Raw genomic sequence first — 25,807 nt, 5'->3', positions numbered from 1 at the left:
CGGGCGCTCAACCTACACTTTCGGCAACCCAGTTCCGGCGCTTGGTGGCCTGGCCAATGCCCGGATTGAAACAGTTGCACGGATCAAGCTGGCGGTAATGGGCCAGCACGTCATCGGGCGCAGCATACAGGTGCCCGAAATTATGTTCCGCCGGGTACCGCGCCCCGCGCCGGTCCAGCAGCGGCAGCATGCGGTGTTCCAGCGCCATGCAGTCATACCCTTTGCGGACCACGTAATCCTGATGCATCACGTGGCACAGGAAATGCCCATAGTACAGCTTGACGATGATCTCGTCATCAATGTCCTTGGGCAGTACCTCGAACCAGTCCTGATCATTCCGACGCAGGGCCACGTCCAGCGCCACGATGTTTTCGGTCGTATCCGTATGGACATTGCGGTACCGCACGGCGGCCCCGGCGGCGGCGAAGCGGTGCAGGAATGCCTTCGCGCCCTCATCGGGGGTGCATTCGAAGAACTCGCCCTCATGCGTCGCGAAATGGCTTTTCAGGAAATCCCGTGCTTCCTGCGCGCCGGATGCGCTGACCTTGAGCATCAGGTGGTGCTCGAACCGGTCACGGTAGTCACGCATGCGCGCAGGCAGGTGCTGCGGGAAGAAATGGCTCATGAACTGCATGAACCGGTCACTGAAATGCTTGGGCAGGAAGCCAATCCTGTCAGCCAGGCGATCGAACGCGTTTTTCATCGCGAACATGGCCGGCAGGCGTTTCGTACCGATCATGCGGATGATGACAAACGTGTCCTTGCCGTATTTTTCGGCAATGTTGAACGCATCCCGATGCAGGTATTCGCCAGCAATCGGCAGTTCGGCAAAGGACGACAGGATATGACGGCGCACGTCTTCCAGCACATCGGTCTGGTTGGTGCCGATATAGAAGACGACAGGATCCTTTTCGGCCTCGAACGTATCAAGGCGGACGGCGAACAGGCCCAGTTTGCCCGCACAGCCCGCCCCTTCATGCAGGCGGCGCAGGTCGGCATTATAACGTGCGGGCGTGTCAGCGTTCACGTCACGCACATGGCGGGCGTAGTCATCATCATGCCCGCGGCCTGCGTTCCAGTTGATGCTGGCTTCAGGGAAGTTGCCTTCCTCCGCACGCTTCAGGATCTCCTCCGGGTCGCTGCCCAGTTCGATGCCCAGGTGGTTGACCAGTTGCAGTTCGCCCTTGTCCGATACCTGCGCAAACAGCGCCATGTCGGTATAGGCCGGCCCACGGCGTACCAGCGCACCACCGGAATTGTTGCTGACACCGCCGAATACCGACGCGCCAATGCATGACGACCCGATGACCGAATGGGGTTCGCGCCCGATGGGCCTGAGCATGTTTTCCAGCTGGTCCAGCGTGGCGCCAGGCAGGCAGACGACCTGCCTGCCTTCCCCGATCAGGTGGATCGTGCGCATGCGCATGCTGTGCACGATCACCACATCGCGGTCATAGGTATTGCCATCGGGCGTGGACCCGCCGGTCAGGCCGGTATTGGCCGCCTGCATGATCACGATCACGCCCGCTTTCACGCAGGCCTGCAGCACGCGCCACTGTTCCACCAGCGAACCGGGCATGACCACCGCAAGCGCACGTCCCTCACCAAAACGGAACCCGCGACGGTAAGGCAGCGTCGCCCCGTCCTCGGTCAGCACATGGTGGTGGCCTACGATCTGCTGAAGTTCCGTAACCAGTTGTGCGCCCGCAGTAGATGACATGTCCTGTGCCGCTTTCAGCATTTTATTTGTTCCTCAATCCCATTCCGGAGCCTGCTGGCGACCTGTGGTCGGCCCATGCCGCATTTCCAAAATGGCGTTTCATAGTCTGGCATGTGCCGCATCGGACGACGTGCGCATAAAATGCCGATGTCACATGTCCAAACAGAACGACCCGCCCGCCGGTCAGGGCGTGGCGGGCCGTTTTACCCACGCATGCGGCCGGTTTTACGCAGCGGCCGACGTCTCGCCCAGCGTCGCCAGCGGCTTCATCAGCAGGTGATTCTGGGAATAGTCAACCGGCACCGAAATCACGACCGGGCCTTCGATGTCCATGGCTTCGCGCATTGCACCGGCAATCCCGTCGGCGGACTGTACCGCAATGCCGTGCGCACCGCACGAACGGGCAAACATGGCAAAGTCGATCGGTCCGAATTCCACGCCAGATCCTCGGCCGTACTTCTTCTTTTCCTGCATCTCGACCATGTTGTAGGCCTGATCAACCCAGACCATGTGGATCAGGTTGCACTTCAGCCGCACCGCCGTTTCCAGTTCCATGCACGACATCATGAAGCCGCCGTCACCGGAAATGGAGATCACCTTCTGCGCCGGGTTGACCAGGCTTGCGGCAATACCCCACGGCAGGCCGACACCCATGGTCTGCTGGCCGTTGCTGATCAGCATCTGGCGTGCACGGAAGGACAGCAGGTAACGCGCGAGCCAGATGTGGAAGGTGCCCATATCAAGGCACATCGTGACATCGGGGGTCACGAACGGCTCCAGTTCACGCACGATCTGCAGCGGATGCACCGCGGCATTGCTGGTGCTGCGCGCACCCGACAGCGCGGCCAGACGGGTCGCGTGATACTGCGACAGGATGTCTTCCAGCTGCGGCGCACGCGGCAGCTTGCCCGCCTGTGCGGCAAGGGCACGCACGGATGCCGCAATGTCACCCACCAGTTCCACCGCCGGATCGTAATGGGTGTCCAGTTCAGCGGCCACGACATCGACATGGACGATCTTGCGGCCGTTATCGACATTCCACAGCCACGGGTCATATTCGATCGGGTTGTAACCAATCGAAATGACCAGGTCCGCTTCATGCAGCAGCTGGTCGCCCGGCTGGTTGCGGAACAGGCCAACGCGACCGCCAAAACGATCGGACAGCTCTTCCGATACCGCGCCTGCGGCCTGGTAGGTGCCAATGACCGGCACGCCCGTCGTCGCGACCAGCGCGCGCACCGCGTCGGCCACATCCGGACGGCTGGCCAGCAGGCCCAGCAGGATGACGGGACGCTTCGCCTTGCGCACCAGGGTCAGGGCCTCGTTCACGGCTTCAGCCGGGGCGGCGCCTGTGGTGGGCACCTTGCGGCCGGACAGCACCTTGCCTTCAGCTGGCATGGACAGGATATCCATGGGCGTGCTGACGAAGGCCGCGCCCGGACGCCCGCTTTCGGCAAAGCGCAGCGCATTGGAAATGCATTCCGACACGGCGGCGGGAGAGGTGATTTCCGCGCTGTATTTCGTGATCGGCTGGAACAGGGCAACGGTGTCCATGCTCTGGTGCGTAAGCTTCAGCCGGTCAGCCAGCTTGACCGCGCCACCAATGGCCAGCACCGGGTCGCCTTCGGAATTGGCGGTCGCAAGGCCGGTCACGAAGTTGGACGCACCGGGACCGGAGGTGGCAATCGCCACGCCGGCCTTGCCCGTCAGGCGGCCGATGCCACCGGCGATGAAGGCGGCGTTCTGTTCATGACGGGTCACAACCGTTTCGATGGGGCTGTCCACCAGTGCATCGAACAGGCGGTCCACCTTCGCACCCGGAATACCGAATACGTGGGTCGTGCCATGTGCGACGAGGTTGCGCACGATCATGTCCGCCCCGCACTCAGGCGCGGCAGGTTTGCTTTTGTCAGTCATTGTTCCAGATTCCTGAACGGGGAGGCGCCGCAGCCAGGGCGCGGGCGGTCAATCCAAGTAAACGGGAGGGGAGAAGCCCCCTCAGCCGCCTTCAGCCACGCGAATGGCTTCGTGAATGTTTTCGGGGGACAGGTTGGCGCGGGCGAACTGTTCCGTGCGGGGCAGCTGGATTTCCACATCGGAAATCACGCCCACTTCCAGCTTGCCCTTCAGCACCGCGTAATCGGTCACATGGCCGCCACGACGCCCGTCTTCCGTCAGGAAGTGCAGGTGGTAGCCCGCCACGTTCACACCCTGCATGTAACCCGGCGTGCGGAAACCGAGCATGGTGCCGGTAGATGCCCCCAGCTGCATGGTCGGCTGACGCGCGACCACATCAAGCATGGGCGGATAGGGGCGGCACTGACAGAACACGGTGCGGGTCTCGACACGTTCGAACATGCCGGTAAAGCGCACGGCGGCGAACAGGTTGGGGTTGTTGACCAGCTGGTCGACAATCGCCTCGAACCCGTCCTTGTCGCGCGCGGTATCGATCATGTATTCCTTCTCCGGGTTGAAGAAGGTGACACATGCGAACGGGGTCTTGAGATCACCGGGCACGCGGCCCGCCTGACCATCGGCGCGAAACTGGTGGATCACGCTGTCATTGACGATCATTTCGCCATCCAGCGCGTTGAACGTGCCCAGCCCGAAATTGCCGTGCATCAGCAGTTCATCAAGCGTGGTTTCCCCATCGTACACCGCATCAAGCAGCGCTGCCATGGTGGACGTCTGGTACAGGCGGTTCATGCGCGGACGCACGCCAGTCGCATCCGCGGCGCTGGAGCGGGTATCGACATCGCCTGCCGAGTAGCATTTCAGCTTCAAGACCTCAGTCTCCTGCATCGGGTGGCAGCGCAAGCATGGGCGCCGCGCTTCCCGGTCATGTGTGATTGCAGTGGGATGGTGAGCCAGCCGGGTTCGTACGTCCAATATATATTCAAGGCGTTTTCCATATATAAAAAATATGGAACAGGCCGTATCCGTTCCCCTTCGTGGGGCCTGACGTGCAGCCCCCGCGCTTGCTTAGGGGCGCGCGCACCTGCCATTGTGGCGACCGAAACACGATCAGGAAGACTGGATTGATGAAACCATTCCACATGGCGCTTGCCGCGCTGGCCCTTGGTGGCGTTGTCGGCAGCAGCACCATCGCCCGCGCCGACGGCACGGACCCCAAGCCCCCCTATGGCCCCGGCGCATATACCGGGGACTGGACGGCGCTGGGCCTCAAGCCCGTCACCATCAGCGCCAACAAGGCACTTGGCCCGGCGGCGCGGCTGTACCTCCGGCTGCCGGACTCGCTGGGCAAGATTACCGGCCTGACCGGACGCACCATCGAGATGAAGGTGCAGGACGACACCTCGTTACGGTCGGTTGATGACAACCCGCGCGCGGTCTTCCGCCTGACATCCCCCAACGCCGCCGACCTGCAGATGCAGGGCGCGAAGCCGGGGCAGAAGCTGGACCTGCCACTCAGCCGCGCGGATTAAGTAAAAAAATACCCCCATGCCGGTCCAGGCATGGGGGGCATGGCAGTCAGTCGTGCATACTGGCCAGCAGGGCGCGCACCCGGCTGCGCAGTTCGTCGTCGCGCGGGACGCTTATGGCCTCACGCAGGCGCAGCATCTGCCGTCGGGCGGCATAAAGCTGGTCCAGCAGGGACAGCACGACGGGCATCCCTTCATCGTTGATGCCCATGTCATCGCGCAGTTCAAGAATCAGGCGGGCGCGGGCCTCGTCAATCTCGCGGAACAGGTAATGCCCGCGCACCCCTTCGGGGCGCAGCCAGTCGCTGTCGATCCAGCCCTGCACCTCGTCCGCCGGCACGTTGCCGATGCGCACGCACAGGGTTTCGAGCGTGATCATGCCTTATCCTTCCCCTGCTCCCCGGCCTGATCCGTCGTGCCCTTCAGGAAAGCCTCAAGCGCGGGATCGACCTTGCCAATGGTTACGACCAGCTTGACATACAGGTTGCCGGCTTCCTGCTTGCCATGTACCTTGACCCCACGCCCGCGCAGCCGCAGCACGCTGCCACTGTCGGAATGGGGGGGCACATTCATCTTCACCGATCCCGCAGGCGTGGGAATGGTGATGCTGCCCCCCAGCACCGCCGTCTTCAGATCCACCGGCAGCGACATGCGGATGTCATTGCCATCGCGCGTGTAGGTGCTGTCGGGGGCGACGGTGATGGTAATCAGCGCGTCACCGGCGGGACCGCCCTGCACGCCCGGATCGCCCTTGCCGCGCAGGCGCATCACCTGACCGTCGGTAATACCGGCGGGGATCTTCACATCCAGCTGCGTGCCACCGGGCAGGGTAATGCGCGACGTACCGCCATTGACGGAATCAAGGAAGCTGACGGTCAGGGCATACTGGCGATCGGCCCCTTTCTGCGGTCCCTGCGGGCGGCGGCGGAAGCCACCACCAAACCCCGCGCCCCCGCCCTGACCGAACATGGTGCCGAAAATATCGCCCAGGTCATCTTCCGAAAACTGGCCGCCGCCATAATTGAAGCCCTGCGCCCCCTCGGCATGATCACGATAGCGTCCGCCGCCAAAGCCGAAGCCCTTTTCCTGTCCCGTGGCGTCAATTTCGCCACGGTCGAAGCGGGCGCGCTGTTCCTCATCCGACAACAGGGCATTGGCTGCGCCCACGGCCTTGAAGTTCTCTTCCGCCACCTTGTCACCGGGATTGAGGTCAGGATGGTACTTCTTGGCCAGCTTGCGATAGGCCTTGCGAATGTCATCCTGGCTTGCCGTGCGGGCTATGCCGAGTACTTCGTATGGATCCTTGCTCACTTAAAAATCATCCTCCGTCGGAACATGCCAGCCCGGCCTGTGCCACGCCCGTTATCGTCCCGAACATCATGAATACGACCTTGCGGTCACTCTTACCTCGATAATGGGAATTGGGGCGCACAGGGTCAATGAAAGCGGAGGGAAATCTTTATTTCCTGCATGGCAGGCAGAAGAAAATAACAAAACAGGAACTTCGAAATAACATTTTTTGTATTTTTAATTAAATGGAAAATGAAGTATTTGCCGATGACAATAGAAATATAAAAAAGACCCCCGCAGATGCATGCCGTTTTCATCACCCTTGCATTACTGACCGTTACCGGACTCAGCAGCCTGATCTCACGCGTGGGACGGATTCCCGTGCCGCTGCCCCTGATCCAGATCGGGGTAGGGGCGATTGCCGCCCTGGCGGGGCTGAATATCGGTTTTGATCCCGACATGTTCCTGCTGCTGTTCATCCCACCGCTGCTGTACGCCGATGCCTATCGCATGCCGATGCGCGAATTCGGGGAACTGCGGAACATCATCATCATGATGGCGCTGGGGCTGGTGGTCTTTACCACGCTGGCATGCGGATACTTCATCCACTGGCTGATCCCGCCCATCATGCTGCCCGCGGCCTTTGCGCTGGCCGCCGTCATGTCCCCCACCGATGCTGTTTCGGTCGGCAGCATGATCGAAGGCGGGCGGGCACCCGCGCGCGTGGTGCATATCCTGCATGGGGAGGCGCTGCTGAACGACGCATCGGGGCTGGTGTGCTTCAAATTCGCGGTGGCGGCGGCCATGACGGGACTGTTTTCCTTCCAGCAGGCGCTGGGCAGCTTCATCTTCATGTCCACGGGCGGCATCCTGATCGGGATTGCCTGCGCATGGGCCGCGTGCCGGGCGGAACACGTGCTGCTGATACGCGGCTATGACGATCCGCCCACCCATATCACGCTGGCCATGATGCTGCCGTTCGGCATTTACCTGATTGCCGACGCGCTGCAGTGTTCGGGCATCCTGGCCGCCGTGGCCGGGGGCATGACCGTCAAGTTCACCGGCGTGATGAACGAAGCCCGGACCGAGACGCGGCTGAAAGCCACCACGGTGTGGGACATGGTGAACTTCACGTTCAACGCCGTGATTTTCCTGCTGCTGGGCCTTCAGTTGCCCGATCTTGTCAGCGGGGGGGCCGCCATCGCGCGCGCGGGTGGCGTATCGCCATGGTTCCTGATCCTGGCCATTGTGGGCATCCAGCTGATGATGAGCCTGATCCGCTTCGCATGGATCTGGATTTCCATTTCCGCACGTCGGCTGTTCGCCCATTTCCGCCACCGCAAGACGGTCATCCCCTCCGCCCGCACCGTAATGCTGATGACGGTGGCGGGCACACGCGGGGCCATTACGCTGGCGGCCGTGCTCTCGCTGCCGGTGGCGTCGGTGGCGGGACCGGGATTTCCGGGCCGTGACCTGCTGGTGACGCTGGCGGCGGGGGTAATCATCTGTTCACTGCTGCTGGCCAGCATGGCCATCCCGCCGCTGCTGCATGGCATGCGCACCGATGAAGAAGACCCCACCCTGCATGAACTGGACATGATGCGCATCGAACTGGCGCAGACTGCCATCGAAACCCTGCATGCCGAACAGGCGGCGCTGGCACAGCACGAAATCGACGGGCTGCCCGGCCATGAAGAATCGGTGGACCTGAAGCAGGAAGCCATTGGCCGCCTGCTGCATGAATATCAGGATACGGTGCACAGGCTGGACAATTCCCGCGCGGCGGAGGCCAGCATACGCGCCACCGCCATCCGGGAAAAACGCGCCGAACTGGCGCTGCGCTTCCGGATCATCCGGCACATGCGCGAACGCCTGCACATGCGCGTGGTCCAGAAACACATCAATGACGAAACCGAATGGACCATAAACCAGGAACTGGACTTCATTGAACAGGAACTCCAGATCGAGGCGCGCTCCCTCCCCCGTCCCGACAGCCTGCCTGCGGACAACCACGAAACCACAACCCAGCCCACCGATGCACGCATGGCCAGCGCCGTCAGCCACTGACACGGCCGGGCGGTGCCCCTATACCCGCAACAGAGCTGCAAACTGGAGAAACTGCCCATGCCGCCCCTCCTACGCGCCCTGTCCGCGGGCGCGTGCCTGACCGCTGTCCTTGCGCCGTGTGCCCTGGCTCGCTCGCATCATTTCAGCGTGCCCCAGCACCGCGTCCATGCGGATTCTCCCTATGGTCATGTCAGGGGCTACATGCCCGCGATGGATGAACACGATCCCCGCTATGTCGCCGCTGAACAGAAATGTGAGACAAAAGCCTCGATGGGCGCGCTATCCAGCAACAATTCAGGCAGCGCAACCACCACGGTGGGCAGTACCCATATCCGCTTTTTCTCGGAATGCATGGTGGCCGAAGGCATGTGGCGCACACAGTCCGCCAACAATACTGGTGACCGGATCGGCAATTAACCCGCCCCGGGCGTATCCACGCGCAGGCAAGGCACTTCGGGACATGCCGTCTGCCTGAAAACGCCTGCCATGTTTTTTCGTCGGAATGAATGGCGCATTTTCACCCCATGTACGGGCTGCCCCCTTCCACCGGACCGGTGCACCCCGTATGGATTGGGCACGCCGCCTGCAATGGAGTGCCGATTTTGCGCAAGATCGCCCTTTTCGTTTCCCTGGCCTGCCTTGCCGCCTGTGCCCATGGTCCTGACAACCATACCCGGCGGGCGACCACGCCGGTTGCGCAATACGCTACCGGGGCCGGACCGCTGGCGGTCAACACCCATGTGCCTGATTTCGCCACCCGCAATTACGAACCCTTTGCCCGGCAGGACGTGGTGGCCATCGCCCTGCGCGAATGGCGGCTGTTCGGGGAACCGGTCAGTGATGACGATCCCCTGCTGCGCCCCGAGCCGACCACGCCCGTGGTCAAGCCCGAACGCACGCCCGGCCTGTGGCAGCGCGTGGGCGAATACTGGTGGATTGGCCAGGACCCGCAGGAAACCGAGATCGCATGGGACGGCAAGCATGACGCGGACGGCCACATAACAGATTTCGTGCATGATGGCCGCTTTGCCTGGTCTGCGGCGTTCATTTCGTATGTCATGCGGGTGGCGGGGGCGAATGACCGCTTTGCCTATTCCCCCAACCACGCCACCTACATCAACGCCGCGGCAACGGGACAGGAAAAGGGCGTGAAGGCCCGCAGCCCCGCCCGTTACGCACCGAAACCGGGGGACCTGATCTGCGTGGGGCGCGGGGCCAGCAAGTCGGTGCGCTTCCGTGACCTGCCCACACCACAGGGCTTTCCCGCCCATTGCGGCATCGTGGTGGCTGGTCCCCACGATGATGCGCCCTTCGGCCATGAAATCAGCATCATCGGCGGCAACATAGATGACGCGGTTGCCCTGACCCATGTCCCGGTGGGACAGGACGGGCGGCTGTTCGACCACCGGGGCCAAAGCCTTGACCCCCGCTATCCCTGGTGTGTCGTGCTGCAGGTCCGCTACGACGCCGATAGCGAACCACAGGCGGACCAGTAATCACCCCGCCCGGCAGGATCATCTCCGCCGGGCCGGACATTACCTGCCGGGTGATCAGCCACGCGACCACGGCAGTTCGGATGCCTGCCAGCCCGCAACGCAGCCACGGCGACCGGTTGCGTCTTCCGGCCCCTCGAACCCGTCGGCCACGTTATGCACGTTGTGGTATCCCGCATCATACGCCGCGTGGGCTGCGGCCATGCTGCGCGCACCGGAACGGCAGATAAAATAGACCTCATCCGTTTTGCCGATCCCTGCCTTTTCCAGCGTGGTGACGAAATCCGGGTTGACCTGCCCCGCAGGCGGCAGCTGCCAGCTGTCACGCACCAGTGTCCTGCCCGCGCCCGACAGGTCGGGCACGCCGATATGCTCCCATTCCATGGGGGTACGCACGTCAACCAGCCAGGCGTTGGGGCGGCTGCGCACGGCCTCCCATGCAGCGGTGGGGGAAATATCATCGATCATTGCTGTTTCCTTTCATCGGGAAAACCTGTTTAGGGATATGCCAAGCCGCACGCATTCCTGATAGTAAGGAATGCAACACGCCCGGCATGGCCGCCATGTCCGGCCGCCGTGCCGCATGATATGATCCAGACCAGTGAAGGTGCTGCCTTATGGCCGAAAGTGCAAATCCCGCCCCCTCCCTCTCACCGGACATGCCGGCCGCCATCGGCCATACGCCCCTGATCCGCCTGCGACGGGCATCGGAGGCAACGGGATGCGATATCTACGGCAAGGCGGAATTCATGAACCCCGGTGGCTCGGTCAAGGACCGCGCGGCCCTTGCCATCATCAACGACGCCGAACGCCGCGGCACGCTCAAGCCCGGCGGCACGATTGTCGAAGGGACGGCGGGCAATACCGGCATCGGGCTGACGCTGGTGGCCAATGCGCGCGGCTACCGCTCGGTCATCGTGATGCCCGAGACCCAGAGCCGCGAGAAAATCGAGTTCCTGAGCATGATCGGCGCCGACCTGCGCCTGGTCCCCGCCAAGCCGTTCCGTGATCCTGGCAACTACGTCCATGTTTCGCGCCGCCTGGCAGAGGAAACCGGCGGCGTCTGGGCCAACCAGTTCGACAACACCGCCAACCGCGAAGGCCACCGCCACACCACCGCCCCCGAAATCTGGGACCAGATGGGGGGCAGGATCGACGCCTTCACCTGCTCGTGCGGGACGGGCGGCACGCTGGCCGGTGTCACGCTGGGGCTTGAGGACTGCGCGAAACAGGCTGGCGTCGCCCGCCCGCGTGTCGTCCTGGCCGACCCGGAGGGGTCGGGCCTTTACGGCTGGGTCAAGACGGGCGACCTGTCGATCAGCGGATCATCGGTAACCGAAGGCATTGGCCAGTCGCGGGTGACAGGCAACCTGGAAGGCCTGCACTTCGACGACGCCGTACGCATTCCCGACCCTGAGGCGCTGGAGCAGATCTATGACCTGCTGATCCATGAAGGGCTATCGGTTGGCGGGTCGGCCGGCATCAACATCGCCGCCGCCATCCGGGTCGCGCGCGCCATGGGGCCGGGACACCGCATTGCCACCATCCTGTGCGATGGTGGCGCGCGGTACCAATCCAAGCTGTTCAACCCCGAATTCCTGCGCGCCAAGAACCTGCCGGTTCCTGGCTGGCTGGCCTGAGGCCGCGCGCCTGACCCTGACAGGGCGGCAATTGCAACGGATTGAAACATCTGATGTTCCTGCCCCGATGGTCATGTAGGATGGTACCATGAGCCCGCTGCCCCATATCCTGATCATTGATGATGATCGCGAGATCCGTGACCTGCTGGCACGGTTTCTTGAACGCAATGAACTGCGCGTCACCACCGCACGCGACGGGCAGGAAGCCCGCCGCCGGTGGGCGGAGGGGCATTACCAGCTTGTGATCCTCGATCTCATGCTGCCCGGCGAGAGCGGGCTGGACATTTCGCGCTGGCTGCGCACGCAGGCCAACGTGCCCATCGTCATGCTGACCGCCATGGGCGATGATACGGACCGGATCATCGGCCTGGAACTGGGGGCGGATGATTACGTGCCCAAGCCCTTCAACCCGCGTGAACTGCTGGCCCGCATCCGCGCCGTGCTGCGCCGGGCCAGCGACACCCCCGACCCCCGCAGTGTGCCGGTGCTGCACACGCTGCGCTTCGCAGGGTGGCAGCTTGATACCGGGCGACGGCGGCTGCTCAACCCCGACGGGGTGGAGGTCCCGCTGACCGGCGGGGAATATGACCTGCTGCTGGCCCTGCTGGAACGGGCCAACAGGGTCATGACCCGTGACATGCTGTTTGACCTGCTGCGCGGCCGGCAGGCCGGCCCGTTTGACCGGGCGATCGACGTGGCCATAAGCCGCCTGCGCCGCAAGCTGGAAGATAACGGACGCAACGCGCAGCTGATCAAAACGGTACGGGGCGGTGGCTATGTCCTCGCATCAGAAGTCGAGCGTCACTGACCGACGCCCATGTCCAATTCATCCTGGTCGTCATTCCTGTCTTCCCCCGAAACCGATGAAAGCACGGCCCCCGGCTGGATGCAGCGCATCCGCCAGCGACTGCTGCCACAGTCGCTGGCGGCACGCACCACGCTGCTGCTGATTGGCGGGCTGGGAATCATCCAGATCATCGGCCTGACCATCCACGCGATGGACCGGTTCGATTTTGACCAGCGCATGATCTATGAACGCGCGCGCAGCAAGATGTTCACGTACTACCGCGCCATAGTGGAAACCGCGCCGTCCGACCGCGACCGGGAACTGGCCGCCCTGCATCTGCCCGAAAACATTACCATTACCCTGACCCCCGGCCCCGAGCCGGACATGATCAATGCGCGCGCGCTGCCCGGTCGCCCTCCCTTCGCTGCGCACATGCACCAGCCACATGAATGGAACGGCCCCAGAGCCGATGACATGGCCCCTGTCCCCTTTGGCCCGGGTGGGCCGGATGGTGGGGGCGATGGGCCCGGCCGACATAATGGCGGCGGTCCCTTCAGCCCCGACAGCCCGGGCGGGCCGCATGGCTTTGGTCCAGAAAACGATCAGGGCATGGGGCCACTGCCCCCTTCCATGCGCCCGGAACAGGTGCTGGTTTCCCCCGCGACCGGACGCAGGCGGGCCGTGGCCTTCCTGCTGCCCGATGAACGCCGATGGGTCACCATCCATTACGTGCTGCCCCGACCCAGCCCGTTCCGGTCCCCCACCTTCCCCATTGCCTTCCTCATCATGACGTTCACGGGGGGGCTGCTGATCCTGTGGGGCGTGCGCAGGCTGATCGCGCCGGTCAGCACCCTTGCCGCCGCCGCCGAGGAACTGGGCCGTAACATGAACGCGCCCCCCATGCCCGAAAACGGCCCGCGCGAAGTGGCCCGCGCCGCCCATGCGTTCAACACCATGGCGCACCGGATCCGCCGTTACCTGACGGACCGCACGCTCATGCTGACCGCGATCGGCCATGACCTGCGCACGCCGATTACACGGCTGAAGCTGCGGGCCGAATTCATTGAAGATGATGAAATGCGCATCAAGATGCTCAGTGATCTTGATGAACTCGAAGCCATGGTCGCCGCCACCCTGGCTTTCGGCCGGGATGCGTCCCAGCGCGAGCCGATGGGACAGGTCAACCTGACCGCGATGTTGCAGACCATTACCGACGAAGCCGCCGAAACCTACCTCGATGCGGCGGATCAGATCGTATTCGTATCGGAAAACATGCCTGACGTGCTGGTGCGCGCACGCCCCATGGCGCTCAAGCGCGCGCTGAGCAACCTTGTGACCAATGCGGTGAAATATGGCGGCGGCGCCAGGATCACCCTGCTGCATCCCCACAAGGGCAATGGCGAGGACGCCGATGAATACAAGGTCACCATCCTGATCGAGGATGAAGGCCCCGGCCTGCCTACCGAAGACCTTGAACGCATGTTCGATCCCTTCGTCCGCGCCGAACAGAGCCGCAACCGCGAAACCGGCGGCACGGGGCTGGGGCTGTCGATTTCGCGTAACATCATATGGGGGCTGGGCGGTGATATCCGTCTTGGCAACCGACAGCCACACGGATTGCGTGTGACAGTCACACTTGTCTGCTAAGGTCCGATTCCCGTACGGACAATTCAGGATATAGCGTTCAATGCCGGACAGAACACACCGCTATCAGGTCTCGCTTTTATGGACCGGAAACGGCGGAAATGACGGGGCTTCCCGGCAGGCCCATCATCGTGATTACGAACTGCACTGCGTGGGCCGACCGGTTATCGACGGCTCGGCCGCACCTGCCTTCCGCGGCGATTCCCAGAAATGGAATCCCGAAAAACTGCTGCTCGGCGCCCTGTGCGCCGATCACCAGCTCTGGTTCATCCACCTGTGCACCGCCATGGGAATCGGTATCCTGTCCTATTCCGACAGCGCCGAAGCCCTGATTGATGAATACGAGGACGGTTCCTTTTCCATCACACAGGTCATCCTCCGGCCCCATGCCGCCATTTCCACCCCCCATGACATACAGCAGGTGATCGACCTGCATCAGGACGCCACGATGCGCAGCTGCATCGCGCGTTCGGTCAGCTTCCCGGTATTGTGTGAGCCGCGGGTTACCGGAGCGCAATAATGCCTTGCCGTGGGACAGACGTAATGGCATTGCCCGATAATGCTTGATCGCCTGTATGCCCGCATCATTGCCCTGGCCGCCAGCCGACATGCCATCATATGGCTGGCTGTCATCGCCTTTGCCGAGGCCAGCGTCTTTCCGCTGCCCCCCGACATCATGCTGGTGCCCATGGTGCTGGCGTGCCGGGCGCGCGCCTTCCGCCTTGCGGCCATCTGCACGGCCGCCAGCGTATGCGGGGCCGTGCTGGGATGGACCATCGGTTCGTTCCTGCTGGACTACATTGCGATGCCGATTGTGCGGTTCTATCATGCACAGAACACATTGCTTATCCTGCAGGAGCGCTTCCGGGAATGGGGCGTGTGGATCATCCTCATCAAGGGGCTGACCCCCATCCCGTTCAAATTCGTCACCATCGCCAGCGGGGCCGCCCACCTGCCGCTGGCGCCCTTCCTGCTGGCCTGCGCGGTGACGCGTGGGGCGCGCTTCTTCCTGCTGGCCGCCCTGCTGCGCCGGTTTGGCGCGCCGATCCAGGCCTTTATCGAACGCCGTCTGCCACTGGTGGCGGGCCTGTTCGCGCTGGCGCTGGTTGGTGGCATCGTGGCGCTGAAATACATATGACGGGCCACCCGCCGCCCCGGGGCCGTCCGCATGGCAGTATTCGGGTCTGGCGGGGCGTGATATGACGGACCAGTCATGATTTCATCCCCGCGCGGACTGCACCATCCTCGCGGGCCTATATTCCAACGGGTGGGGGAGCACATTCATGCCGCAGCAGGTTGCCGTCATTACCGGAGCGGGCGCAGGTATCGGCCGCGCCACAGCACGCACGCTGGGCCGCGCGGGGTGCGATGTCGCCCTGCTGGGCCGTAACCGCGACCGGCTGAATGATGCGGCGGCCGAACTGCGCGAACTGAACGTGCGCACCCATATCGTCTGCGTTGACGTGGCCGACGCCAGGGCCGTCGATCAGGCGGCCGAGGAAATCGAGGAAACCCTTGGCGCCATCACCCTGTGGATCAACTGCGCGGGCGCCAGCGTGACCGGGCAGGTCGCCGCCCTTGACGCCGATGAAATCCGGCGCGCGACCGAAGTGACCTACCTTGGTACCGTCAACGGCACCCGCTCGGCGCTGGCGCGCATGCGCAGGCGCGGGCATGGCACCATTGTCAACCTCGACCGTCTGGCCAGCCTGCGTCCGCCGCCGCTGCAAGCCGTGGAAAACGGAGCCCGCGCTGCCGTGCGCGCCTTTTCCGAAAGCATCCGCCCGGAAATCCTGCATGACGGCGACCGGATCAATATCGTGCTGGTCCATCTGCCGTCCATCAACACGCCGCGCTTTTCATGGACACGCAACCACACCGGCAAGCGCCTGAAGCCGATGGGGCCGGTTTACGAACCCGAAATCGCCGCCGAGGCGATATGCCGCGCCGCCTTCGGGCGTGAACGTGACATCTGGGTTGGCCTGTCTGGCGTGCGCAACTGGGCACTGGCCACATTCCTGCCCGGCCTGTCGGACCGCTGGCTGTCGGGCAAGGGCTATGCGAAGCAGATGGAAAAGACGCCGGTTGCAGGCAACGAACCCGATGACCTGTATGAAACCGTGCCGGGGGCCTATGCCGCCCATGGCCGATTTGACATGGTCACCCGCAAGAGCATGCCCCTGCTGCTGACCAGCCGCCATGCGCAGCTGGCCACCGTCACGGGCCTTATGGGCATCATAATGCTGGCCCTGCGCCGCAGACGGGACTAGGCGTACACTCCGCCACGGGTTCCGCCAGGAATTAACGAAGGTTTTCGGGTGCCGCCATTTTTCAAAAAGGTGGCATTCCCCGGCGCTTTCCGGAGACGGCCTTCACCAGAAGCGCTTCCTGATCCATGGCATATTTCATGGGCTACCGTCTGCGACAGCCCATGTCCGGTCAGGCAGACAGCGAATCGGCCCGTGCATCCAGCCGCATACCCGTGCGGTACAGATCACCCGCCCAGACCCACCATTTCCCCTGACGCACCGCAGGTTCAGCCGCCCGTGCCGCCTCCGGGCTGTCAAACAGGGCGAAGCAGGTGGCGCCTGACCCGCTCATCCGCGCAAGGCGGCAGCCGGGTGCGGCACGCAGGGAGTCGAGTACGGCCGTGATCTCGGGACAGATGGCGCAGGCTGCATCCTGCAGGTCATTGGTCTGTGCCGACAGGTCACGCACCATATCCGCCAGCGTATTCCACCGCGCGGGCAGGTCCGCACGTGGCGTAAAGCCCGGTGCACGCGTACGGAACACCTGTGGGGTGGATACGCTCTGCCCGCAGTTGACCAGCATCATGCCACACGGGGGCAGGTCGGGTGCAGGGGTCAGTTCCTCCCCGATTCCTTCCATGCGGGCAGGCAGCTGGTGCAGGCATACCGGCACGTCCGCGCCCAGACGGGTCGCCAGCACCATGAGGTCGGCACGATCGACGGACAGGTCCCATGCCTTCAGCAGCAGGCGCAACGCCGCCGCGGCATCCGCCGATCCACCCCCGATTCCCGACGCTACGGGCAGTTCCTTGCCAAGCACGATCTCCACATCCGGCAGGCGGGCGGCAACATCCGTCCCCACATGCGCACGCAGCAGCGCGCCCGCGCGTACGATCAGGTTGTCAGCGCTGTCATCCAGCAGACCGGGGGCGAATGTCCCCTCGATCCGCAGGCGGACATGGCCGCCACGACCATTCCCGCAGTCCAGTCGCAGTTCATCCGCCGCCCCGGCGAACACCGCAAGGCTGTCCAGCAGGTGATAGCCATCATCACGCCGCCCCGTGACATGCAGGTACAGGTTGATCTTTGCATGAGCCAGTTCACGTAGTGGGGACATCAGTGATGGGTTCCATTTGCCTGTGAATGGGAAGGAGCGGCGGGGGTAACCGCAGGCCTGAGGTCAGCAGGCAGCACCACGCCGGGATGCCCCGCATTGGCCTGCCATGCCCGGGCGTAGGTCAGTGCCGCCGTGATCTTGCGCCGGTCCATGGGGTCGGGCTGGAACTGGATTGCGTTCTGCCATTCATTCACCGCTTCCAGCCTGCGCCCCGCCATCCAGTACGCAACGCCAAGGTGGTAATTGATGGCCGGGTCCTGTGGCATCTGCTCGGCGGACTGTTCCAGCAGGGGCAGGCCTTCGGCCACATGGCCAAGCCGCATGAGCACCCAGCCCACGCTGTCACGGATCTGGTTGTCGGATGGTGCCAGCGCCAGCGCGCGCCGCAGGTAGGTTTCCGCCTGGGCGGGGTCGCCGCCATGTTCGACCATGGAATAACCGAGGTAGTTCAGCAGGTCCGCCTCGTTCGGGGACAGCTGGAGGGCATGCTGCAGCAGCGCACGCGCCTGCGGCCAGTGGTCCTGCCGTTCCTGTGCGATCGCCTGCCCGAACAGCAGCCGCCAGTCATCGCCTTCCAGCGGGTGGTGGGTCAGCGCCATGGCATGCTGGTACGCATCCAGTGCTTCCGCCCATTTCTGCTGGTCCAGCAGCGCATCGCCAAGGCTGGACCACAGCATGCGGTCATCGGGGGCCTGCCGCAGCAGGTCGCGCAGTTCCAGCGCCGCCTGTTCCTTATGTCCCATCACCACGTCAAGATCGGCCTGTTCGGTCCGGTAGACCGGCAGCAGCGGGTCATCGACGGGCGCGCCGTCCAGCGCCTCGCGCGCCTGTCGGTCCTGCTTGCGGGCATGAAGCGTGGAGGACAGCAGCAGCCGCGCTTCCGAATCCGCCGGGTCCAGCATCAGCGCCATGCGCAGCATCATCTGTTCGGTTCCGCGCAGGGTGCCGATCTCCATTGCCGCATCAACGGGCTGGTGATCATCATCCACGCCATCGCGGGCATAGAACTGCTGGTCGATCAGCAGGGCAATCAGCCCGTATGCCTGCGCCAGTCCCTGCGTCGCGCGGGTCACCACCGGGCGCTGGATCATGGCCATGATGTTGGCGCGCGCCGCCTCCAGCACCGGCATGCCCGTGATGCGCTGGTTGATCAGGGCCTGCGCGTCCGCCACGTGCCCCTGCGTCACCAGCCACCGCGCCATGACCAGCGAGGTGAACAGGTCGCCGCCCGTCATGCTGGCCGCCTGCCGGAACAGCGTATCCGCGCGCATCTGCTGGCCCGACAGCTGGGCCACAAGGGCGGCATGCAGGGTATAATATCCCCCCAGCGCACGATCCTGACGCGCGGGCTCAAGTGCGGCCAGCGCTTCATCCGTGCGGCCCGCGCCCTGCAGCGCCCAGGCCCGCAGCAACGGCCGCAGCAGGGTCATGATCTGGTCTGCGGGCGCGCCCTGGTACTGCGTCAGGGCTTCGTCCCATTTCCCGGCAAGAGCCGCGGCATTCCCCAGCACCAGCGCGGACATGACGCCGGGTGTCTGGCAGCGGGCCAGTGTCGCGGCCTCCGGGCTGCCAGCCAGAATGCTGTAATAAAACGCCCGTTCGCTGAACAGGCGGAACGTCGGCGCAAGCTGTGCTGCGTTGCGGAAGGCCAGCGCGGCGCTGGCGTTATCACCCTCGCTGGCGGCAACGCTGCCCACCAGCAGGTTGGTGGCCAGATCGTGCTGTCCTGCCTGAATGATGGTGTCATCCGGAGTTGCGGCGTGTATTTCCCGGTTGGGAATCCCGGCGATGAGCGGTACAACAAGGGCGGCCACGACCATGCGTGACAGACGAGGTAAGAGCATGACGCCAGAATCTACCGCGTGCGGCGCCCGCTGCCAAACCCTGCGCATGGGGACGGAACGGCGCATGCCTGCATTGCCTGTGCGGGATATATCCATCCGATGACTGATTCCCTGTCCCTGTTACGCCTGTATGTCGAATGGGGCGCCGATGACGCGCTGGACAGCCACCCGCATGACCGGCTGGCGCCTGCCCCCACGATACACGACCACCCCCGGACGACACAGCCCCCCCCCATACAGGCAGGCGCGGGGAATGCACATAAAAATCACCGCCCGCCCCCCCCTGTCCCACGCGGGTCCGCCCCGCTGGTGGAACAGGCCGTGGCAGCGGCGCGGGAGGCGGCACGTGGCGCGCGCACGCTGGCGGACCTGCATGCCGCCATCTGCGCCTTCGAAGGGTGCAGCCTGCGTGAAACGGCCACCCACAGCGTCTTTGTCGCGGGACCGGAGGGGGCACCACTCATGCTGGTTGGCGAAGCCCCGGATGCGGACGAGGATCGCGGCGGCCAGCCCTTTGCCGGGGAAAGCGGGGCGCTGGTCACCGCCATGTTCAGCAGTATCGGCATAAACCAGGCGACCCTGCTGCGCGCGCCGGTCATTCCATGGCGGCCGCCGGGCGGCAGGCCCCCTTCGGTTGCCGAAACACGGATCTGCCTGCCCTTCATTCAACGCGCGATCGTGCTGGCGCGGCCCGCGCGCGTGGTACTCATGGGCAACCTGCCGGTCTCCGTCCTGCTGGGCCAGCGCACCACGGCGGCGCGCATGCGGGGCCGGTGGCGCGACCTGCCCCTGCCCCCCGACTGTGCGGATGACGGTGCAACCGTGCCCACGATCCAGGCGTTGCCCATGCGCCATCCGCTACAGTTGCGCGCCAGCGCCACGGCCCGCCGGGATGCATGGAAAGACATGCTTCTGATCCGGGAAACAATCGGAAACATCCTTTAAAATCATAAAGGGTATTAACATAATCATTCCGGGCGATTAGCTTGGGAATGGTAGATATTCGTTCTGTTTCGAGTATATGTTTTTTACTGTTTACATATAGTTCCCGTATCTGTTCTGAAAACTTATTTACCACCCCTTAATGCGTTAGCTATTGCTTTCCTCCCGCACAGGGCTTACATCCGGCTGCGCTATGCGAGGGACACTCAATACCCCCCATCACGCGGTGGCAGCCTTTCTGGCTGGCGCCGCATTTCTGGCAGGAGCGGCGTTCGCGCCGCTGCGTGCCCAAACGGTGGACGCCGGAAGGCCGGATCAGGATCCGGCCAGCCACGGCGACCATAACGAGGAAACGGCACTCGCCCTTCCGCGTCTGCCCACGCAGGGCAGTGCCGGGCTGCCGCGTCCCCTCTCGCCCGATGACGTCAGCCGTATCCGCCGGGTGTTCCGGCTGCAGGCGGATGGCAAGTTCGATGCCGCAATCCATGAAACGGCCGCGATCCATGATGATACCCTGCTGGGGGACATCCTGGCCGCGCGGTATCTCAACCCCGCCTACCATGCCAGCCCCGGACAGCTGAGGTTATGGCTGCGGACGTTTTCGGGGCTTGCGGATTCGCCCGCGATCTATTCCCTGCTGTCCTCCATGCCCAACAGGGGCGGCCCCCTGCCGCCAGCGCCGGCCCATAACGCGCTGGACAGCAGTCACCCCCCGCAGCATATCCGCCTGCCGGAGGAGGATGACCCCTCGCTCCGCGTGTTTACCCGCAACAGCCTGCTTGACCACACGGTGCGCGAACGTGCCGCGCAGGGGGTAAAGGGGGCACGCAGCGCCCTGCACCTGATCGCGGTGACGCCGGGCATGAATGACCTGTATGCAGCCCATCTTCAGGCAGAAATCGCCATGACCATGTTCAGCAGCGGTGAAAACCGGCTGGCCATGTCAATCGCGCGCGATGCCTTTGCCAGATCTGGCCAGCGGCTGGGTCTTGCGGGTTATGTGGCTGGTCTGGCCGCATGGCGGCAGGGACGGCCGGACATGGCTGAACCCCTGTTCGAAGCCGCATCACGCGCCAGCCTGACACCGGGCGGCATCCGCGCCGGTGCCGCTTACTGGGCCGCACGCGCCCATCAGGCGACGGGTGACGTGGCGGCCTACCATCCCTGGCTGCACCGCGCGGCCGCGGCACCACATACGTTCTACGGCCTTCTGGCCTCACAGATCCTTGGCCTGCGTACACCGGCCTCCAGATCCGTCCATCCATCCGGTACCATCGGCCCGAACGCCGCCATGACGCTGGCCGCCGAACAGCAGACCATCCATGCGGGCAGCCGCGTGCTGGGTGAAATCGATATCGAGGCCGTGGCCGCCACACCGGCGGGACGCCGGGCCTTCGCCCTGCTGCAGGTGGGTGAGCGTGACCGGGCAGAAGCCACCCTGCGCCGCATGTGGCCCGATATCCAGAACGACGCCGCACTGTGCCATTCCACCCAGATGGTGGCCGACGCCATGAACATGAAGGACCTGTCGGCCCAGATGCTCATGCTGATCGACACGAACGAGAGCGAGCACAGTACCCACGCATCCCGCTTCCCGCTGCCGCCGCTGCAGCCTGAACATGGGTTCCGCATGGACCCTGCACTGGTCTATGCGCTGACGCGGCTGGAATCCAATTTCGACAGCAATGCGGTATCAGGCTCCGGTGCGCATGGCCTCATGCAGGTCATGCCGGTCACGGCCGGTTTCGTCATGCATGACAAGGACCGGTTCACCCGGCGTCCCGTGGACCTGCATGACCCTGCGACCAATCTTGATATCGGGCAGCGCTACGTACTTTACCTGGCCCAGCTTTCCACGCAGGCCGGTGGCAGGCATGTGCCGCCTGGTGGCGACATGATCCGCATGCTGGCCAGCTATAATGCCGGTCCGTCCGCCATTTCGCGCCGCAGCGCGACCATGGACGAAGGCGAGGATCCGCTGCTGTATATCGAAAGCCTGTCCAATACCGAGACACGTGATTATGTCCGCCGGGCATTCACCTATCTGTGGATCTATGCCGACAGGCTGGGAATTGCAGCGCCTTCGCTGGAAACACTGGCCCGCAATGAATGGCCCGGTTTTGGCGCGGAAATGGCCATGGCGGGACATACCGGCCACACCATCCATTAACGGGTTCTGCATATCCGTAAAAAAAGGGCGTCCCATTGTCGGGGGACGCCCTTTTTTTATGGCACGCCGTCTGAAATACCCTGCCTGTGGAACGTCCCGAACATTGAAGGACGCTTCCGGTAAAGCGTTTTCCAGAAATCATCCGGGAACGCCGCCTTTTTGAAAAGGCAGCACCCGAAAACTTCTCCTGTTTTTATACGGAAGGACGCAGCAGTCAGTTTTCCGCCAGAAGCTGGCGGCTGGCCTGCACGCGCACCACGCGGCGCCCTTCCATTTCCAGCACCTCAAACAGCCAGCCGGAAAAGACAACCTTGTCCCCCCTGGCCGGCACGCGCCGCAGCAGGGCCAATATCAGCCCCGCAAGGGTGTGATAGCTGCCTTCGGCTGGCAGGTCGGACAGGCCAAGCCGGTCCTTCACCTCATCCGCAGGCATGGACCCGTCAAGCACCAGCACATTATCATGCGCCAGCCGCTGGGGCGGCGTGTTCCCCGGTTCATGCTGTTCCCCCACAATGGCGCCAAACAGGTCGGACGAGGTCACAATCCCTTCGAACGACCCATATTCATCCAGCACCAGCGCAAGGCCTAGCGGGGACGCGCGCATACGCTCCAGCATGTCAAAGGCCGACAGCGTATCGGGCACCGAAATGGGATGCCGCAGCCCGATTTCCACTGATGGGCTTTTGCCATCCAGAAACCGGTCCAGCATGTCCTTGGCCAGTATCACGCCCACCGGGTTATCCACCCCTCCCTCACACACCACGATGCGGGAATAGGTGGTCGAACGCAGGACCTGCAGCAGTTGCGCACGGGGCACATGCCGTTCCACCCAGCACAGTTCGTTCCGTGGGGTCATGATGGCCCGCACGGGACGTTCGGCCAGGCGTAGCAGGCGTTCGATCATGTCGCGCTCTTCCTGCTCCAGCACGCCAGCCTGCGCCCCTTCGGCAATGTAGGCCCGCAGTTCCTCGACCGAGACGGACTGCCGGATCGCGCCGCCAATACCCATAAGCTTCAGCACCAGCTCCGACGATCGCCCCAGCAGCCACACGATGGGCCGCGTCAGCCACGCCATCCATTCCAGCAGCAGCGACAGGCGCGCTGCGATCAGTTCGGGCTGCCGCAGCGCGATCTGCTTGGGCACCAGTTCCCCCAGCACCAGCATGACCGCGGTAATGCTGCTGACGACTAGGAACATGGCCAGTTCATCCGCAATGGAGCGCAGGGCAGGGATATGGGACAGCCAGTGGCTGACGCCTGCTTCGATACTGTTGCCGCCGAAGGTGCCCTCCAGAATGGAGACAAGGGTCATGCCGATCTGGACGGTGGGCAGGAAGCTCTGCGGGTCTCCCGCCAGTTTCAGGGCGCGGTCCGATCCCTTGACACCATCACGCGCCAGAATGGCAAGCCGCGCCCGGCGAGCGGAAATCAGGGCCAGTTCGCCCATGGCAAAAAGCCCGTTGAGCAGGACAAGACCCAGTATGACAATCAATGAGACAACCATGATCCCCTGATCCTACAGCATAATCACGCGCGCGGGCACACCGCGCGGACATGGCTGGACAATACGCATGCAAAAGAAAAAGGCGGGACCTGTGTCCCGCCTTTTCCAAAACCGTGCATGACCGCGTGAATGAACGCGATCAGTCAGCCGCGTCGGCCGTTTCCGCAGCAGGGGCAGCCGCCACCTTGTTCACGCGCGGCGGGGCCGCGGGCTTCTTGCGGGCGGCAAGTTCTTCCATCTTGGCGTCAACGTGCTGGGTAAACACGTATTCGGCCGGACGCTGGTTCGCCAGCGAGATTTCCGGCGCCATCGGCTTTTCCGTCTCCGGCCCGAACAGGGCGACCTTGGCAATGTGCCAGGGACGGCGGACGGCATCCATCACGGCGGTGGATTCGTAGCCGGAATGGACCATGCAGTCGGCGCATTTTTCGTAATTGCCGGTGCCGTAAGCATCCCAGTCGGTGTCGGTCATAAGCTCTTCAAAGCTCTTGGCATAACCTTCACCCAGCAGGTAGCACGGGCGCTGCCAACCAAAGACGTTGCGCAGCGGCTTGCCCCAGGGGGTGCAGTGGTACTGCTCATTCCCGGCCAGGAAGTTCAGGAACAGCGGCGACTGCGTGAAGCGCCACTTCTTGCCCTTGCCCAGACGGAAGATGTCACGGAACAGCTGCTTCGTCTTGTGACGGTTCAGGAAGTGCTCCTGATCCGGCGCACGTTCGTAAGCGTAACCCGGCGCGGTCATGATGCCGTCCACGCCCATCGCCATCACTTCGTCGAAGAAGGCGGCAACGCGCTTGGGATCGGCGCCATCGAACAGGGTGCAGTTGATCGACACGCGGAATCCGCGGGCCTTCGCCTTCTTGATGGCGGCGACCGCGCGTTCGTACACGCCGTCCTGACACACCGACGCGTCGTGCATCGCCGGGTCACCATCAAGGTGTACGTCCCACGAGAAGAAGGGATTCGGCTCGTAATCGTCCATCTTCTTTTCCAGAAGAAGGGCGTTCGTGCACAGATATACGTACTTCTTGCGTGCGATCAGCGCACGGATGATATCGGGCATTTCCTTGTGCAGCAGCGGTTCCCCACCCGCCACGGCGATGACCGGCGCGCCCGCTTCGGTATCCGCATCCAGGCATTCCTGCAGGGTCATGCGCTGGTTCAGGATCTGGGCGGGATAGTCGATCTTGCCGCAACCGGCACAGGCCAGGTTACAGCGGAACAAGGGCTCGAGCATAAGCACGAGCGGATAACGTTTGCGTCGCGTGACATGCTGCTTGACAACATAGGCACCGACGCGGACTGCCTGCATAATAGGAACGGCCATGAAACCTCTGCTCCTGCACCGGCCCAACGCCGGTCTCATATTTCAAGTCTGGTAGGTCGGACTATGGACACATCCACCTACGAGAAAACAAGTCCAACATCACCCAGCCGTGCATTCAGAGCATGCCGAGGTTGCGGACTTGTACGACACATGAAGCCTTTCGCGAGGGTATAGGACAGAAACCATCCTGTATTCAATTGCTATCAGCTTTGGTGTGGCCAATTAACAACAGTCACAGAATTAGAGACTGTATTTACACGCTTAACCGGAGTAACACATCGCGATTACGCTACGGTCGCCATGGTTTTCGTGCCATGAGCCGCCATTCATCGCCGCCGGAGCAGCCCGCACCAGCCCCGATCCCGGGGCTGGCTGGCCAAACCGAAACCCGGGTTGGTTCCTCCCCACGAACGGGGCAAGGACCAACACAGAATAATGGACGCGAACATCATGGATCAGACCAAACCCGCGATTCCGACCCTTGGGCGCTACCCACAGCTTGACCGGGTTCGCATGCCGCATGACATGCGCAACCTTTCGGTGGAGCAGCTGAAGCAGCTGGCGGAAGAA

22 protein-coding genes are annotated in these 25,807 nt (G+C 63.4%); 12 read left to right on the top strand and 10 right to left on the bottom strand.

What is annotated here, in order from left to right:
- Window positions 1–7: 7 nt before the first annotated feature.
- The 3 genes from dld to budA all read right to left on the bottom strand — a co-directional run bounded on the left by dld (window position 8) and on the right by budA (window position 4,522).
- Entirely contained in the window at window positions 8–1,741 is a 1,734-nt protein-coding gene (gene dld, locus CFR80_RS05730) for a D-lactate dehydrogenase (protein WP_010515735.1), read from the bottom strand.
- 204 nt (window positions 1,742–1,945) lie between these two features.
- On the bottom strand, window positions 1,946–3,637 hold the full coding sequence (gene alsS / locus CFR80_RS05725; protein ID WP_010515734.1) for an acetolactate synthase AlsS: 1,692 nt from the start codon (window positions 3,635–3,637) through the stop codon (window positions 1,946–1,948).
- Between the two features lie 81 nt (window positions 3,638–3,718).
- On the bottom strand, window positions 3,719–4,522 hold the full coding sequence (gene budA, locus CFR80_RS05720) for an acetolactate decarboxylase (RefSeq protein WP_181418169.1): 804 nt from the start codon (window positions 4,520–4,522) through the stop codon (window positions 3,719–3,721).
- A 239-nt stretch (window positions 4,523–4,761) separates the two neighbouring features.
- Between budA and CFR80_RS05715 the strand changes: the two genes are divergently transcribed.
- Window positions 4,762–5,166, top strand: coding sequence for a hypothetical protein (locus CFR80_RS05715; protein WP_010515729.1), 405 nt, complete (start codon window positions 4,762–4,764; stop codon window positions 5,164–5,166).
- Between the two features lie 46 nt (window positions 5,167–5,212).
- Here the strand turns inward: CFR80_RS05715 and CFR80_RS05710 are convergent, their stop codons facing one another.
- Window positions 5,213–5,542: a chaperone modulator CbpM gene (locus CFR80_RS05710; protein WP_010515728.1), complete on the bottom strand. Its 330-nt coding sequence runs from the start codon at window positions 5,540–5,542 to the stop codon at window positions 5,213–5,215.
- A complete protein-coding gene (locus CFR80_RS05705; protein WP_010515727.1) occupies window positions 5,539–6,474 on the bottom strand; it encodes a DnaJ C-terminal domain-containing protein in 936 nt (311 codons plus the stop codon). Before CFR80_RS05705 ends, CFR80_RS05710 begins: the two co-directional genes overlap by 4 nt.
- 279 nt (window positions 6,475–6,753) lie before the next feature.
- Between CFR80_RS05705 and CFR80_RS05700 the strand changes: the two genes are divergently transcribed.
- The 3 genes from CFR80_RS05700 (at window position 6,754) to CFR80_RS05690 (ending at window position 10,016) form a co-directional block, all read left to right on the top strand.
- Window positions 6,754–8,520, top strand: a complete 1,767-nt coding sequence (locus CFR80_RS05700) for a Na+/H+ antiporter (protein WP_110507158.1) — start codon at window positions 6,754–6,756, stop codon at window positions 8,518–8,520.
- Between the two features lie 57 nt (window positions 8,521–8,577).
- On the top strand, window positions 8,578–8,937 hold the full coding sequence (locus CFR80_RS05695) for a hypothetical protein (protein WP_010515724.1): 360 nt from the start codon (window positions 8,578–8,580) through the stop codon (window positions 8,935–8,937).
- A 185-nt stretch (window positions 8,938–9,122) separates the two neighbouring features.
- The gene (locus CFR80_RS05690; RefSeq protein WP_029329653.1) at window positions 9,123–10,016 is read left to right on the top strand and encodes a DUF2272 domain-containing protein; all 894 of its coding nucleotides are present in this window, start codon (window positions 9,123–9,125) and stop codon (window positions 10,014–10,016) included.
- Window positions 10,017–10,070: 54 nt separating this feature from the next.
- Here CFR80_RS05690 and CFR80_RS05685 read toward each other — a convergent pair whose 3' ends face one another.
- The gene (locus tag CFR80_RS05685; protein WP_010515722.1) at window positions 10,071–10,481 is read right to left on the bottom strand and encodes a rhodanese-like domain-containing protein; all 411 of its coding nucleotides are present in this window, start codon (window positions 10,479–10,481) and stop codon (window positions 10,071–10,073) included.
- Between the two features lie 149 nt (window positions 10,482–10,630).
- Between CFR80_RS05685 and CFR80_RS05680 the strand changes: the two genes are divergently transcribed.
- From CFR80_RS05680 to CFR80_RS05655, 6 genes are all read left to right on the top strand, one after another.
- Complete coding sequence (locus tag CFR80_RS05680; RefSeq protein ID WP_010515721.1) at window positions 10,631–11,653, top strand: cysteine synthase A; 1,023 nt, start codon at window positions 10,631–10,633, stop codon at window positions 11,651–11,653.
- 88 nt (window positions 11,654–11,741) lie between these two features.
- Window positions 11,742–12,461: a response regulator gene (locus CFR80_RS05675; RefSeq protein WP_010515719.1), complete on the top strand. Its 720-nt coding sequence runs from the start codon at window positions 11,742–11,744 to the stop codon at window positions 12,459–12,461.
- 9 nt (window positions 12,462–12,470) lie between these two features.
- The gene (locus CFR80_RS05670; RefSeq protein ID WP_010515718.1) at window positions 12,471–14,087 is read left to right on the top strand and encodes an ATP-binding protein; all 1,617 of its coding nucleotides are present in this window, start codon (window positions 12,471–12,473) and stop codon (window positions 14,085–14,087) included.
- A gap of 40 nt (window positions 14,088–14,127) precedes the next feature.
- Window positions 14,128–14,604, top strand: a complete 477-nt coding sequence (locus CFR80_RS05665) for an OsmC family protein (protein WP_010515716.1) — start codon at window positions 14,128–14,130, stop codon at window positions 14,602–14,604.
- A 39-nt stretch (window positions 14,605–14,643) separates the two neighbouring features.
- The gene (locus tag CFR80_RS05660; protein WP_010515715.1) at window positions 14,644–15,222 is read left to right on the top strand and encodes a YqaA family protein; all 579 of its coding nucleotides are present in this window, start codon (window positions 14,644–14,646) and stop codon (window positions 15,220–15,222) included.
- 145 nt (window positions 15,223–15,367) lie between these two features.
- A complete protein-coding gene (locus CFR80_RS05655) occupies window positions 15,368–16,354 on the top strand; it encodes an SDR family oxidoreductase (RefSeq protein WP_010515713.1) in 987 nt (328 codons plus the stop codon).
- Between the two features lie 169 nt (window positions 16,355–16,523).
- On the opposite strand, the gene CFR80_RS05650 is transcribed toward CFR80_RS05655, so the two are convergent.
- Together CFR80_RS05650 and CFR80_RS05645 are read right to left on the bottom strand one after the other, a co-directional pair.
- On the bottom strand, window positions 16,524–17,450 hold the full coding sequence (locus CFR80_RS05650) for a 4-(cytidine 5'-diphospho)-2-C-methyl-D-erythritol kinase (protein WP_110507157.1): 927 nt from the start codon (window positions 17,448–17,450) through the stop codon (window positions 16,524–16,526).
- Window positions 17,450–19,294, bottom strand: coding sequence for a tetratricopeptide repeat protein (locus CFR80_RS05645; RefSeq protein ID WP_232275870.1), 1,845 nt, complete (start codon window positions 19,292–19,294; stop codon window positions 17,450–17,452). The genes CFR80_RS05650 and CFR80_RS05645 overlap by 1 nt, the downstream gene beginning before the upstream one ends.
- A gap of 18 nt (window positions 19,295–19,312) precedes the next feature.
- On the opposite strand from CFR80_RS05645, the gene CFR80_RS05640 reads away from it, so the two are divergent.
- A complete protein-coding gene (locus CFR80_RS05640; RefSeq protein ID WP_110507156.1) occupies window positions 19,313–20,239 on the top strand; it encodes a uracil-DNA glycosylase in 927 nt (308 codons plus the stop codon).
- A 190-nt stretch (window positions 20,240–20,429) separates the two neighbouring features.
- Entirely contained in the window at window positions 20,430–22,406 is a 1,977-nt protein-coding gene (locus tag CFR80_RS05635) for a transglycosylase SLT domain-containing protein (protein ID WP_029329651.1), read from the top strand.
- A gap of 214 nt (window positions 22,407–22,620) precedes the next feature.
- On the opposite strand, the gene CFR80_RS05630 is transcribed toward CFR80_RS05635, so the two are convergent.
- Both CFR80_RS05630 and hpnH read right to left on the bottom strand, forming a co-directional pair.
- Window positions 22,621–23,910 (bottom strand): hemolysin family protein, encoded by a 1,290-nt coding sequence (locus CFR80_RS05630; protein WP_010515707.1) that lies wholly within the window; start codon window positions 23,908–23,910, stop codon window positions 22,621–22,623.
- Window positions 23,911–24,049: 139 nt separating this feature from the next.
- A complete protein-coding gene (gene hpnH, locus CFR80_RS05625) occupies window positions 24,050–25,237 on the bottom strand; it encodes an adenosyl-hopene transferase HpnH (protein WP_010515706.1) in 1,188 nt (395 codons plus the stop codon).
- Window positions 25,238–25,807 lie beyond the last annotated feature (570 nt).

The organism is Komagataeibacter oboediens (assembly GCF_003207815.1).
GTDB classification, from domain to species: domain Bacteria; phylum Pseudomonadota; class Alphaproteobacteria; order Acetobacterales; family Acetobacteraceae; genus Komagataeibacter; species Komagataeibacter oboediens.
This window is presented reverse-complemented; position numbering and strand designations above follow the sequence as displayed.

Bases quoted from the DNA above. Each gene is read 5' to 3' on its own strand.
- dld (WP_010515735.1), bottom strand. From the start codon at position 1,741: ATGCTGAAAGCGGCACAGGACATGTCATCTACTGCGGGCGCACAACTG.
- alsS (WP_010515734.1), bottom strand. From the start codon at position 3,637: ATGACTGACAAAAGCAAACCTGCCGCGCCTGAGTGCGGGGCGGACATG.
- budA (WP_181418169.1), bottom strand. From the start codon at position 4,522: ATGCAGGAGACTGAGGTCTTGAAGCTGAAATGCTACTCGGCAGGCGAT.
- CFR80_RS05715 (WP_010515729.1), top strand. From the start codon at position 4,762: ATGAAACCATTCCACATGGCGCTTGCCGCGCTGGCCCTTGGTGGCGTT.
- CFR80_RS05710 (WP_010515728.1), bottom strand. From the start codon at position 5,542: ATGATCACGCTCGAAACCCTGTGCGTGCGCATCGGCAACGTGCCGGCG.
- CFR80_RS05700 (WP_110507158.1), top strand. From the start codon at position 6,754: ATGCATGCCGTTTTCATCACCCTTGCATTACTGACCGTTACCGGACTC.
- CFR80_RS05695 (WP_010515724.1), top strand. From the start codon at position 8,578: ATGCCGCCCCTCCTACGCGCCCTGTCCGCGGGCGCGTGCCTGACCGCT.
- CFR80_RS05685 (WP_010515722.1), bottom strand. From the start codon at position 10,481: ATGATCGATGATATTTCCCCCACCGCTGCATGGGAGGCCGTGCGCAGC.
- CFR80_RS05680 (WP_010515721.1), top strand. From the start codon at position 10,631: ATGGCCGAAAGTGCAAATCCCGCCCCCTCCCTCTCACCGGACATGCCG.
- CFR80_RS05675 (WP_010515719.1), top strand. From the start codon at position 11,742: ATGAGCCCGCTGCCCCATATCCTGATCATTGATGATGATCGCGAGATC.
- CFR80_RS05670 (WP_010515718.1), top strand. From the start codon at position 12,471: ATGTCCAATTCATCCTGGTCGTCATTCCTGTCTTCCCCCGAAACCGAT.
- CFR80_RS05665 (WP_010515716.1), top strand. From the start codon at position 14,128: ATGCCGGACAGAACACACCGCTATCAGGTCTCGCTTTTATGGACCGGA.
- CFR80_RS05660 (WP_010515715.1), top strand. From the start codon at position 14,644: ATGCTTGATCGCCTGTATGCCCGCATCATTGCCCTGGCCGCCAGCCGA.
- CFR80_RS05655 (WP_010515713.1), top strand. From the start codon at position 15,368: ATGCCGCAGCAGGTTGCCGTCATTACCGGAGCGGGCGCAGGTATCGGC.
- CFR80_RS05650 (WP_110507157.1), bottom strand. From the start codon at position 17,450: ATGTCCCCACTACGTGAACTGGCTCATGCAAAGATCAACCTGTACCTG.
- CFR80_RS05645 (WP_232275870.1), bottom strand. From the start codon at position 19,294: ATGCTCTTACCTCGTCTGTCACGCATGGTCGTGGCCGCCCTTGTTGTA.
- CFR80_RS05635 (WP_029329651.1), top strand. From the start codon at position 20,430: ATGCGAGGGACACTCAATACCCCCCATCACGCGGTGGCAGCCTTTCTG.
- CFR80_RS05630 (WP_010515707.1), bottom strand. From the start codon at position 23,910: ATGGTTGTCTCATTGATTGTCATACTGGGTCTTGTCCTGCTCAACGGG.
- hpnH (WP_010515706.1), bottom strand. From the start codon at position 25,237: ATGGCCGTTCCTATTATGCAGGCAGTCCGCGTCGGTGCCTATGTTGTC.